The following is a 12,045-nucleotide window of genomic DNA, read 5'->3' as shown; positions in this document are numbered from 1 at the left end:
CCTTAGAGCGCGAATATAACATGACTGGTCGGTTTTTTGCACAACGAACTGTTGGACTTCCATGAAGAGGTACCACGTATATAAAACTTTTATAGTATAAACCGACCGCCGCTGATGATTTAAAAAGTTGTCTTCTGTGCTTGAATTGTTATCCGAAAGAGATAGCTTTATTGATTTGATACCTTCAATTTGTAACGGTAATAAAAGTGTTGTGGAACAAAAAGCCATACAACCAATGGAACGCTATTCCCTTTTTTGAGGGGAGTGTTTCATATAAAGATGGTCCGCGCCCCTGATGCCTCCAGTTGTTCAAGGTCTGTTCGGCGGCATCCAGATATTGGGCGGTCCGTTTGGATGCCATACAATCTTCCGAGGTGGTCTCTGTCTGTTTGGTGGTGCCTATGGTCATAATGTGTCCTCTCTGTTTTGGGTTTAACCACGCCCAAAGTATCTGTCGAAACCGAGAAGGACACAAGAATATTGGGGGTTGGATTAACGGGATCTAACTTTTTAAAAAGGAACCAATTGAAGTCATAAGGTATTTTTATTTTACAAATTCAATAGAGGGGAAATAGACGCCATTACAGGGTAGGACAAGGGATTTGTGCTGAGGGTTGGAAATGCTTTGTCAGAAACCACAAAGGCTCCCAGCGAAACAGCTGAGAGCCTTTATTTACTTGGTAGCGGGGAAAGGATTTGAACCAATTACCTTCGGGTTATGAGCCCGAAGTATAGTTTTTACCCATTCTTACTTTTATATACTATCTCTTATAAATTCAAAGCATTACTTATTTTCACATTTACCTTGACTTACTCCAAAATACCCGTATATTTACCATATATGTGGGGAATAGTGTGGGGAAGATAAAACGATAAAAACACCTGATATTAAAGGCTCACAAGAAAAAAAATATTCAAAAAGTGGGGAATATACGATGGCGGCCAAGAAAAGAATCAAAACAAAGTACGCCGGGGTTTTTTATCTTGAAGGGACATCAGCCCAGGGGAAGCCGGAAAAAATCTATTACATCCGGTATCGTAAAAACGGCAAGATGGTCGAAGAAAAAGCAGGGCGTCAATACCAGGACGATATGACCCCTGCCAGGGCTTCCAGTATCAGGGGCCAGAGAATAGACGGTGAGCAGCAGACCAACCAAGAAAAGCGTGAAGCGGAACTGGCTGATAAAAGCAAACCAACCATTTCCCGTCTTTGGGAAGAATACAAGGAAGCCAAGTCAGACATAAAGGGCATGGTCACGGATAAAAACAGATTCGAAAATCATATTAAAAGTCTTTTGGGCACAAAAACACCTGATGAGATTGCCCCCCTTGATATTGACCGGGTTCTTAGATCAAAGGGACTTCGAAATAAAGCGCCTGCAACCAAGCGCAACACTTTGGAGCTGTTGCGGCGGATTATCAATTTCGGGATCAAGCGCAACCGCTGCAATCCTCTTAAATTTAAAATAGAGTTGCCCACGGTAGACAATGAAAAGACAGAAGAATTAACCACAGAACAGTTGACCCGACTTTTAGAGATTCTTGAAACTGCAGAGGACCAGCAGGTGGCAAATATCATGAAGCTTGCGCTGTTCACTGGAATGAGGCGGGGAGAAATTTTTAAACTTGAACACCGGGATTTAAATTTTGAAACCGGTTTCATAACCTTGCGTGACCCTAAAGGCGGCAAGGATCAAAAGATCCCCATGAACTCAACAGCAAGGGAAATTCTTGAAAGTCAGGAAAAGGTTGGGGGCAGCCCCTATGTTTTCCCTGGGAGGTCCGGAAAAAGGCGTGTGTGCGTAAAAAAGGCGGTGAATAAAATCAAAGAGGAAGCAGGGATTCAAAAAGACTTTAGAGCCTTGCATGGTTTAAGGCACGTTTACGCCTCCATGCTGGCCAGTTCCGGACAGGTTGATATGTACGTCCTTCAAAAACTCATGACGCATAAAAGCCCCAAAATGACACAACGGTATGCCCACTTGAGAGACGACGCTTTAAAGAATGCTGCAGGACAGCTTGACGATATTCTCAGAAAACAGAAAGTCGCAGAAGCAGAACTGGAAAACAAGGTTGTAAATATCCATGGCGACAGATGACCTTGACAAATTATCATCCGATGATAACATGAATAACAAATACGGTTCGCTTGATACCCTATTGGATTTGGACGGTGAAATATTCCCGATGGATAAAGGGTACTGGGTTAAATTCACGGCGAAACCTATACACCCTGACCAGCATGCACCCCACGGAATACGATATTCCATGTCACTGCATGACAGACACAATACCCGGATTATTGGATTTGACAATGCTCATGCCGTGAAGCCGCCCCGGAAAAAAGGGTTTACCGGACGAATAGTCACATGGGACCATAAACACAGGTTGGATAAAGTGGAACTGTATACCTTTGAGAGCGCCGGCCAGTTGCTTGAAGATTTCTGGACGGCAGTGGATGAATACTTACAGGAAGGATAAGCAACATGGCAAGCAAGGTTATGAAAATAGGCATCATGTCAAAGGAAGATTACAAACACCGGACCATTGCCATTGCCAAGGGGGAATATAAGCCACGTAAGAACGAACCCAAAATATGGTTTGAATCCATGGAATCTCTGGGCCAAGTCTTAAGCGGACAGAATCAGAAACTGCTTAGATTGATCCGGGACCAGCACCCGGCATCCCTGGTTGAACTGGAAGCCTTATCAGGCAGAAAAAAATCAAATCTTTCCCGGACTCTGAAAACCCTTTCAAATTACGGCATTGTGGATCTTATAAAAGAAAAGGGTATGGTCCGCCCTATTGTCAACGCAACGGACTTTCAGGTTGAATTAAGAATTTAGTTCTCTTTCCCCGGGATAGGGGCCGGCTGATCACCGGTTCCGAACGGCAGCCTTCCTGAGCTGCTTTCCTGGGGTTCTTTAACCAGGATTGTGACAGGAGACAGTGCGGTGAGATATCTAAGCGGAACAGATTTGATAGAAAAAGGGCAAATTGAAGGCTTTGAACTCTTTGAATGCATGGCAAAAGGTCTTCAGCCATATTCAAAATATGGAAAAAAAATTGTTGATCTCGGTACATTAGAATTAAAACGAAAGTTCTCAGAAAATGAAATCCTTAAATTGTTGAAAATAGAGCAGGGAGCCCACAATACTCAACTTGTAGTAGGAGCCTCACGGAGAGGAGAAATTAAAAAAAAGCTAACTGACGATGAATTAAGATCAATAGCCAGGCGTGAATATTTAAAGCAACCCACTGATACTCCGGTGATACCTGACGGCTGTATTGCCATAGATTTAAATTTATCTTTAGATGAAGCCAAAGCGGTTAAACAAATAAAAGATGCGATGGAGTTTCGATTCAAAATAAAGGATGTGAAGGAATTCGAAACTAATCATGAAGTAACCTTGGTGTCAGAAATATCTTTCTCAAATGCTACGAATGATTCTGTGCCTGAATACAATACTGCGAACCACCAGGTTAAAAAAGAACTTGAGGCCAAAGAAAGCACCTGGGCCAGCCAGAAGGAAAGATCACCCCAAAATGTTCCAGCATCTGATAACGTGCTTAAAAGTGGGGCGGTAGATTGTGAAGCCGACGAATTTGTAAAAAACATCACCATTCGATACGAAACTGATTCCCAGATAAGCATACAGCAAAAAGGGAAGCCCAGAGTGAATGTTGAAATGACAGCATTAAATTTTAAAGAAGGTGGTTCTAAGGTCACATGGAACAATTTCTTAACGGTCTTGAGGGATTCGCCAAATCACTATTGGGTGGCACTCCAAGACAAGGATAGAAAACAAATTGGGGCTGTAAATGATCGTCTTGTGGCCTGGATAAGCAAAGACCATAGGATTAACTTCCCAGAAAAATACAAACTATATCGACGAAACAAGACTGCCGGACGGGGGGTATACGAATTTACATTCAACATTGAGTATGAAGAAACAGACTGCGTCCAGAAAACAACCTTTTGCAAAAATTTTTTCACACTCGTTGACCAATTCAAAGCCGAAGTTGACGAAAACAACAAAAATGAACTCCACGATAAAATTTTAAAATTGGCTGCCCAGGGGATTAATTCGCAGGTATTGACAAAAAAAGATGTAGATGCAGCCCTAACACCCACAAGAACGGAAACTGATTGGGAAGAAAAATCACGTCAAGAGTGGGATTCCCGCCCAAACGATCAAAATTAATACACTGAATCCAATACAGTAGTTTATTAAAACTGGAGGTCTTCGCAAAAAGTGGAGGCCTCCAGTTTTGTTTTTGGAGGTCTTCGCTTTTTTCCCAAAAAAAATTTTCATCACAAGACCATTGTCATTAAAGCCTTTCTGATTTTTTTAAAAATTTTTTTTCATCTTAAAAGTGGAGGCCTCCACCTTTCTAATTAAAGGCCGGTAAAAATCGGCAATACCCTAAAAACGAAAGGATTTTTAACATGAACAAAAATAAATCCGAAAGCGTTACCCCCGGTTATTTTGGTAAAGGCAAACGGCTGTACTCTGTTAAGGAGGCGGCTGAGTATCTCGGTATCGCGGTGCAAACTTTATATAACATGCGGCATCGCAGACAGGGGCCTGATTATGTGATGATTGGTGGGGTTCCAAAGTATGAAGAAGCGGCCATTGAGCGCTTCATTGAGTCAAACCGCGTTTGCCTCAGCGCATAGGTGGAGCCCATGTCCAAAAAAGTCTCCAAATTCAAAAAGTCTATGGCTGGATGGTTGGCTCCATGGGTCGCTGAGTTGGCCATTCGCTTCTTTCCAAAAAGTAATGGTTTATCCCGGTTTCATGACCGCCTTATCGTAATGAGAGAGACCGAATGATGGATCTCGCCGGGTTCATTTTCCTCCATCGAAAGCTCTTAGATTCACGAGTCTTTCAGAATGAGGGACTTCTTAAAGTTTGGATTTGGTGTTTATTGAAAGCTGGTCACGAAGATAGGTGGGTCCCGGTCAAAACAGGTCGTGGAGAGACAGAAATATTATTGAAAAAGGGTCAATTTATTTTCGGTCGTAAAACTGCCGCCAAAGAACTCAAGATGAGCCCATCCACGATTAGAAACCGCATGGAAAAATTAAAAAATGTTGAAAATCTGGACATCCAAACGGACACCCATTTTTCTATTGTAACCATTGTCAACTGGGAACTTTATCAACATCCGAACAAAAAAGAGGACACCCAAACGGACAGGCAAAGGACAGGCAAAGGACAACCAAAGGACACAAACAATAATGTAGATAATGTAAATAAATATAAAAGGACGATTTCTGCCTTAGATTTTTTTTCACCGGAGATAAACGGATGGGATAAACCAAAACTCGAACAAACCATCGACGGATTTATTTCCACCAGAAAAACCGGTCAGATTTCATCCGGTGTCATTCAGAAAGAAATTGAATATTGGAAACAGTACCCCAACGAAACAATCAATGCCGCCCTTACCGCATACGTGGATGGACAATACTGGAAATCAGGTAAAGGTGAAAAATACTTCCGGGGGATCATTCGGGGTAAAGACCAGGCCATTCAAAAAGAATCAAATCAATCTCTATTCCAAAAGGCGTTTTAAATGAGTTTTGAAAGCTACGGTATACATATCCATGGGAGTGGGACAGAAACCCGCACAATCTGCCCACAATGCTCTCCAAACAGGAAAAAATCAAAAGAGCAGTGCCTGGCGGTTAACACAATCGAAGGTGTTTGGCTTTGTCACCATTGCGGATGGTCTGGTTCATTGAAAAAAGGAGACGCCAAACCGATTCCATACGAGCCCAAACAGGTGCTGCCTGAAAACGTCATTCAGTATTTTGAATCCCGGGGCATTCCCCAGGGTATTCTTGAACAAGAGCGCATCGGTTTTGAAAATAATTTTGGTAAGGGCTGGATCAAATTCCCATACTTTTACAATTCCATTTGCGTCAATGTGAAGTACCGGACCAGTCAAAAAGATTTCCGGCAAGAGAAAGGCGGGAAGAAATGCCTTTATCGCCGAGACAAAGCCCTTTTATCATCCCACAAGGAACTGGTCATCACAGAAGGCGAAATTGACGCCTTATCCTGCCTTGTTGCCGGGTATGAGGCTGTCAGTATCCCAGATGGCGCACCATCCGAGAATTCAAAGAATTTCAATACCAAATTCGATTTTCTAAATGGCACTGAAAAGCTGTTCGAGCGGTTTGATAAAATCATCATCGCCGGTGACAACGACGCACCCGGGAAAAGAGCTGTTCAGGAATTAGGGCGGCGGATCGGAATTGAAAAGTGTTTTGTGGTTGAATACCCGGCTGGCTGCAAGGACTGCAACGACGTTTTAAAACAGCATGGTAAGGATGAATTAAAGTCCGCCCTGGAAAATGCAAAGCCGTTTCCGGTGAAAGGCATCATTAATCCTTCAAGCCTTGCGGATATTGTTCTGCATGAATACTGCCAGGGGGTTGAAGGTGGAGAAAAAACCGGTTGGGCAAATCTGGATGAGTATTACACGGTCCGGCCTGGGGAACTGACCATTGTTACCGGTATCCCTGGCAGCGGGAAGTCAAACTTTGTGGATGCACTTGCCATCAACCTCATCAAGGGTAGCATGTGGCGCTTTGGCTTTTTCAGTCCTGAAAACTGGCCGCTACAACGCCACGCCCAAACTCTCATTGAAAAAAGCCTGGGGAAATCTTTTCGTCCTTCACATTACGGGGACCGCATGTCCATGGCCGAAGCCAGAGAAGAAACAGAGATGCTTGATGAATATGTTAAATTCATCGCCCCCAAAGGCGAAATTTTATCTGTAGACACGATTTTGAAGTATGCCCGGATACTTTGCCTTCAGTTTGGCATAAAGGGGCTTGTAATCGATCCCTGGAACGAAGTTGAACACCTTTTCAACAGATTGTCCGAAACCCAGTACATTTCACAGGAACTGACAAAGATCAGGCGTTTTGCCAGGCTCAACGGAATTCATATCTGGATCGTGGCCCACCCCACCAAATTGCAGAAGAACAGCCAGGGGAAATATGACCCGCCGACCATGTACGATATCAGCGGCGGGGCTCATTGGAGAAACAAGGCAGACAATGGGATTTGCGTTTATCGTGATTTCGAAACCAACCAAACGGAAATCATTGTTCAAAAGATCCGGTTTAAGGAAATCGGCAAGCTGGGATCAGCCAAATTAAAATACACCTATTCAGGTAATTATAGAGCATGGGGATAACATTATGGAAGATGTCATCAAATTAAAAACAGTGGATATCAAAACTTTGTCCCGTGCGGATCTTGAAGCCGCATATCTGCGACTGCTCAAGGTCTCTTTGATGAAAACCCAATTAATTTTTTAGAAAAATCAAAAAAAGGAGCTAACTCATGAAGTTAATTAAACTCGAAACCGAAATCTTGGCAAGAGCCCTGGAGAACCAAAAACGAGAAAACAGGCAAGCCCCGCACTGGCGGCCGGCGGTAAAATGCCCCCTGCCGGCGCCATCCCAAGAGGCCGGGCAAGATCCGGTGAGCCTTTCGCTTTATGAAGGAAACCACAACACCATCAATGCCGGTTTTTTTTTGCAGCAGGTTAAAAAAATTTTTGGCAATGAAATCGTCCAAAGCAGAACCAATTGGATGCAGCCGGAAGACTTCCAAAAAATCGGTTTCTTCTTTGCCGCTGGGTCTGTCTATTTTTCCAGGAGGGAAGCGCAGGAGATCATTGAAGCATGGCAGCAGAAAGCACCCTGGCTTGATTATTTCATTTTGCCGGAGCTTGAGCCCTACGTGGATCTTTTTGCGGCTGAGGTTCTTGGCGGCATGACCGGTTATGGATGGGAATACAAAACGCGGCACAAAATGATTGATCTCGGTGCAGATCCCAAAGCCGTTGAGCAGTACGAAAAAGCCGCAAAGAAGCTTGAAGACAAAGGCCTTGTGATTCGCCTCCAGGGGCAGGATATGGCTTGTAAATGGGTTGGAATCAATATCACCAAGCTGGGCGTTGAAGTCCTCAAGGAAAATGAATCCCAGGCTGCGGCACCGGCAAGCCCCGAGACTGAACCGGACGGGCCACGACTGAAATGCTTAAACTGCGGCGGTGTATTCCACAGGATGACTGCAAAGTTTGATCCTGATGTCATGCCCAGGGGCGAAATGTTTTCCCTGTTGCCGAAGTACAAAGACCAGGGATGGGAGGTATGGCAAGATAGCTGGACAGGTGAATCATTGGTTTGCCCTAACTGCGGTGAGCCGTTCATGTCACCGCATACAAAGAAACTCTGTGACGGCGCAATGGTCGAACCAGAAACAGTATAGATCAACCGGCCCCATAGTTCGCTGCGGGGCTTATAAGCTAAAAGTATAAGGTATTCGGAGCATGTCAAAACATAACGAAACATCTGACCAGATTTTAAAGGGAAGAAAATTAAAAGCACTTGAGGCTTTAATTACCAACGACACGGTTGACGAGGCTTGCAAGACCATTGGTATTGGCCGGACAACCATGTACCGGTACCTGAAAGAGCCAGCTTTTGAGGCTGAATTGAGCCGGGCTAAAAGGCAATTGGTCAACCGGGCCATACTGAGATTGCAGCAAACAACCGGTGACGCTGCCCGGGCATTAGCAGAGATCTGCCGAGATAAAGAAATGCCTGCATCTGCCAGGGTGACAGCGGCAAAGGCGATTCTTGACGGGGCGTTACGTGCTGTTGAAATCGAGAGCATTGAGGAGCGGATTAAGGCCCTTGAAGAAAGACATTTAAACGGGAGGCGGTAAAATGAGTACATCCAGATTATCAAACAGATTGGAGCGGCTGGAAAAAGCCATTGAGATTGAGCATTCACCCGACCATACCCGGACGAGTATCACCCGATACAGCGGTGAAGAAGCCCGACAAAGAGAACGAGCATATATCCTGACCATGTGCCGGGCAAGGCTTGGGGAGTGCAATCCCTCCCAGGTCATCTTTCTATCCAAACGAATCAAAATGATCAGGGAAAATTACCCCGGCTTTCCTCTTCGTATGACCAAGGCGGATGCGGAAATGTTGATTAAAAAGTTTGGTGGTTGAACTCATGAACCAAACCTGTCCTTAACAAGCCCCTGGTCCTGCCGGGGGCTTTTTTATCCCGCCACAAGAATCAGCTTATTGTCCCCTCACAGGCCAATTACCCTTGTCCATGGCAATTGAGGGAATTTCCCGCAATAGCAGGACGGTCTATGTTTAACATAGGACGTTTAAAAGCCGGATTCCCGGCTTTTAAAAATCACTTCGGGAAGGCGCGAACGTCCAAATATTCCACAGAAGGAACCCCTAACGATATCTCGGGCCAAAGTGATTGCCGTTTATGGAACTTGACCGCCAGGGCACCCAATGGCCCATGGTGAGAGGTCCCGTAAACGACACTGGTAAAAGGATACTGACAGAAGGCTGCATTGTCAAAATCTTTCCCTTGACACCATCCCCCGGACCCAGATAATGTAACCCATTCCCTGCAAATTCAGGGATGCCGGGTTGAGAGCCGGAAACACAAGGACGCGAATAGGCGTCTACATTTTTATGTGAACGCTTTTTTTGTTCTATGCGTCTATATTGGGCAGCATGGGGGATACCTTCGGGTATGCCGGTTCCTTGTGGCCGGTCTCTCAACCCCTATGCTGCCCTTTTTGTTTTTGAGAGGACAAAAGGGCTTAATCAAAACACAAGGAGGCCCTACAATGAAAAATCATGCCCTATCGAAGCACCCCGCCACGCCTATCAACCAAGCCAACATTATCCCTTTCCACCAAAACCCAACATGGCAACAACAAGCCAAGAGGCTTCATGATGACGGCCATGAAGAATTCAGCAGAGTTTGTTCTAATGTTAGGATGACTGCACAATTTGCGGCATTTCCAAGAGACGATTCTTTCTTTGCTCTGATAGACAATATGGAGCGACTCAAAAAAAGCCCTTTCTGGCTCAACGTCGCCGTGGAAAAGATTGAGGAAATATATAACGAGGCCTATTCTATCTCTGAGCGGGTAGACCCTTCTCAGTTGGCTGATGTGGTCCCTTTTCCAATGTCCGTACAAGGAGGTGTATAATGGACCTTATCAAAATCGAGAAACATTCAATAAAATTAGGTCTCTTGGGCGTTCCATTTCGGCAAGTTCTGCCGAAATTAAAAATGATTCAATCATCATTAACGACCAAACCCATTTAAGCCCCTGGTTCTGCCGGGGGCCTTTATTCCCAAAAAATCGGAGAGAATAAATAAAATGATAAAGAAAATAATCTCAGGAGGTCAGACCGGTGCAGATATTGCCGGGGTTGATGCAGCAATTTCGTGTGGTGTTTCCTATGGCGGTTGGCTGCCGAAGGGAAGAATGACAGAAAAAGGGACGCTATCTGGAAGGTATACTAAATTTCAGGTCATGACTCGGGGCGGTTACCCAAAAAGGACAGAACAAAATATTGTTGATTCTGATGGTACGGTTGTTTTCAGCTTCAGGAAACTATCCGGGGGGTCTGCTTTAACTCGGCGGTTATGTCAAAGACATGGACGGCCTTTTCTCTATATTGACTTGTCCCAGGAATTATTCCCGGCAGAAACATTGAAAGAATGGTTAAGCAGGCAAGATATTCAAGTCCTGAATGTGGCCGGCTCCCGTGCATCAAAACATCCTGGGATTTATTCCAGAGTGTTTGGAATCATCCAAAATGTTTTATGTGACCAGTCTATGGATAATGGGATCTGTGAGGATGTGTTGCCGTGGGCTGTGTAAATTGAGGGTCGGGAACCACAACTCTTGGAGCCAAAACCAATTAGGGAAAATCCCGCAACAGTGCCAATCCAAATATGGATGATCGATAATCTGATCATCTCACAGCAAATACACCTTGAGGGTGCACCGGGAATGGCTCACGGTTGAATTTAATGAGTCCAGATACAGGGCTTATCAATACATTAATTTCTTTGAAAAGTTCGTAGATCCATGTGTCAACAACTGTTTACACTTGGAGGGTATTTCCCAAAGTGTTCTTCTTGAGCTTGGTGCACCTTCGACTTCAGATGAAATCGTTGAAGAAGTTCTTGAACGTAAAGAAGCAGGTGAAAATCCAACTGGCAAACTCGTAAAAGACCTCAAAGCCAAAGAAAAAGAAAACCAACGCCTTTTGCACCATCTTTTCACCGAAACGGGGGAAAACCGCATTGATGCGGCTTTTGCCCATTTGGGGATAAAAGTACCGGAAAGGGGGGTCGGGAATCGCTACTCCCTTGCAAGGGGTAACATCCGTTGTGATCCCTTTGGAACCTGCTTCACAAAGAAATGGATCTGCTCTCCAAATCTGGATTGCATTGATTTTACAATATTTCTCAATTTTGAGAAATCAAAGATAAGTCTTCCCCAAATTCGGGAAACATCAGCGGGATAAGAACCCCTCGTTTGATAAAATTGTCAAATGAGAAGCGGGGATGAGAACCCAAGGGTGGAAATCAATTCCCCTCCCTTCAATTGTCCTGCCACAGCCCATATCATACAATGATAGCCAATGGCCTTGATCTAATAGAAGCAAAGTCCAGGGTTGGACATGGCGCTTTCACAAAATGGGTTGAAGGATGCCTTGGTGTGGCGGCTCGTAGAGCAAGGGAGTATATGCAGATTGCTGATGCATTTAAAACGGCGCCAAGCGCCGATTTAGAAAAACTCCAAAAGAAAGCCATGCTGTTTTTATCTTCCAATTCGGTATCAGATGAAACCAGGAAGGAAGCGCTTGATATTGCTGCGTCTGGAGAGACAGTGACTTTAAAAATGTCAAAGGCTATGTTCCCTTTAATAGTTGAAATTGCTCCAATGAGATACTCAGCAAAGATTCTGGCAATATACCTGGGCGCTGCTCAAGTGAACGCCGCCATCCAAGATAATTTTGTAAATATTTCGTAGCAACTCCGTGGAATCGGTGCAGCCAGCCTTTAAATCGGCTGTGATAGGCATTGACATTTTGGAGGTGGAAAGCTCCTTTAACTCTGCCACCTTTACTCAGATTAACAACCTCATGAGAAAAATTTTCAGCAT

General features: G+C 44.5%; 14 protein-coding genes and 2 pseudogenes. 14 read left to right on the top strand and 2 right to left on the bottom strand.

Annotation, left to right across the window (positions count from 1 at the left end; genetic code table 11):
- Positions 1–184 precede the first annotated feature (184 nt).
- A complete protein-coding gene (locus B147_RS0102285) occupies positions 185–409 on the bottom strand; it encodes a hypothetical protein (protein ID WP_020585640.1) in 225 nt (74 codons plus the stop codon).
- A 526-nt stretch (positions 410–935) separates the two neighbouring features.
- Between B147_RS0102285 and B147_RS0102280 the strand changes: the two genes are divergently transcribed.
- The 14 genes and pseudogenes from B147_RS0102280 to B147_RS33080 form a co-directional block, all read left to right on the top strand.
- Positions 936–2,099: a tyrosine-type recombinase/integrase gene (locus tag B147_RS0102280; protein WP_020585639.1), complete on the top strand. Its 1,164-nt coding sequence runs from the start codon at positions 936–938 to the stop codon at positions 2,097–2,099.
- A complete protein-coding gene (locus B147_RS0102275; RefSeq protein WP_020585638.1) occupies positions 2,086–2,481 on the top strand; it encodes a toxin-antitoxin system TumE family protein in 396 nt (131 codons plus the stop codon). Before B147_RS0102280 ends, B147_RS0102275 begins: the two co-directional genes overlap by 14 nt.
- 5 nt (positions 2,482–2,486) lie before the next feature.
- Complete coding sequence (locus B147_RS0102270) at positions 2,487–2,846, top strand: HVO_A0114 family putative DNA-binding protein (protein WP_020585637.1); 360 nt, start codon at positions 2,487–2,489, stop codon at positions 2,844–2,846.
- Between the two features lie 108 nt (positions 2,847–2,954).
- The gene (locus tag B147_RS0102265) at positions 2,955–4,205 is read left to right on the top strand and encodes a hypothetical protein (protein WP_020585636.1); all 1,251 of its coding nucleotides are present in this window, start codon (positions 2,955–2,957) and stop codon (positions 4,203–4,205) included.
- Positions 4,206–4,450: 245 nt separating this feature from the next.
- Positions 4,451–4,681 (top strand): helix-turn-helix domain-containing protein, encoded by a 231-nt coding sequence (locus B147_RS27155; RefSeq protein ID WP_020585634.1) that lies wholly within the window; start codon positions 4,451–4,453, stop codon positions 4,679–4,681.
- A 317-nt stretch (positions 4,682–4,998) separates the two neighbouring features.
- Positions 4,999–5,583 carry a hypothetical protein gene (locus tag B147_RS29910; protein WP_020585632.1) on the top strand — a complete coding sequence of 195 codons (585 nt, stop codon included), beginning with the start codon at positions 4,999–5,001 and terminating at the stop codon, positions 5,581–5,583.
- Between the two features lie 165 nt (positions 5,584–5,748).
- Positions 5,749–7,218 carry a bifunctional DNA primase/helicase gene (locus B147_RS27145; RefSeq protein ID WP_169400694.1) on the top strand — a complete coding sequence of 490 codons (1,470 nt, stop codon included), beginning with the start codon at positions 5,749–5,751 and terminating at the stop codon, positions 7,216–7,218.
- Positions 7,219–7,367: 149 nt separating this feature from the next.
- Positions 7,368–8,300 (top strand): hypothetical protein, encoded by a 933-nt coding sequence (locus tag B147_RS0102230; RefSeq protein WP_020585629.1) that lies wholly within the window; start codon positions 7,368–7,370, stop codon positions 8,298–8,300.
- 61 nt (positions 8,301–8,361) lie between these two features.
- Entirely contained in the window at positions 8,362–8,760 is a 399-nt protein-coding gene (locus B147_RS0102225) for a phBC6A51 family helix-turn-helix protein (protein ID WP_020585628.1), read from the top strand.
- A 1-nt stretch (position 8,761) separates the two neighbouring features.
- Positions 8,762–9,055, top strand: coding sequence for a hypothetical protein (locus B147_RS0102220; RefSeq protein WP_020585627.1), 294 nt, complete (start codon positions 8,762–8,764; stop codon positions 9,053–9,055).
- 647 nt (positions 9,056–9,702) lie between these two features.
- Complete coding sequence (locus tag B147_RS0102210) at positions 9,703–10,071, top strand: hypothetical protein (RefSeq protein ID WP_020585625.1); 369 nt, start codon at positions 9,703–9,705, stop codon at positions 10,069–10,071.
- 174 nt (positions 10,072–10,245) lie between these two features.
- Positions 10,246–10,752 carry a putative molybdenum carrier protein gene (locus tag B147_RS0102200; protein ID WP_020585623.1) on the top strand — a complete coding sequence of 169 codons (507 nt, stop codon included), beginning with the start codon at positions 10,246–10,248 and terminating at the stop codon, positions 10,750–10,752.
- A 232-nt stretch (positions 10,753–10,984) separates the two neighbouring features.
- A complete protein-coding gene (locus tag B147_RS0102195; protein ID WP_157237737.1) occupies positions 10,985–11,404 on the top strand; it encodes a hypothetical protein in 420 nt (139 codons plus the stop codon).
- A 107-nt stretch (positions 11,405–11,511) separates the two neighbouring features.
- Positions 11,512–11,679 (top strand): annotated as a pseudogene (locus B147_RS33080) (DUF3102 domain-containing protein); the annotation flags it as partial.
- Positions 11,680–11,791: 112 nt separating this feature from the next.
- On the opposite strand, the pseudogene B147_RS30860 reads toward B147_RS33080, so the two are convergent.
- Positions 11,792–12,045: pseudogene (locus B147_RS30860) on the bottom strand (IS1595 family transposase); the annotation flags it as partial.

This window comes from Desulfobacter curvatus DSM 3379, assembly GCF_000373985.1.
GTDB classification, from domain to species: domain Bacteria; phylum Desulfobacterota; class Desulfobacteria; order Desulfobacterales; family Desulfobacteraceae; genus Desulfobacter; species Desulfobacter curvatus.
Note: the sequence above shows the minus strand (reverse complement) of the source record. Positions and strands in the feature narration are given on the sequence as shown.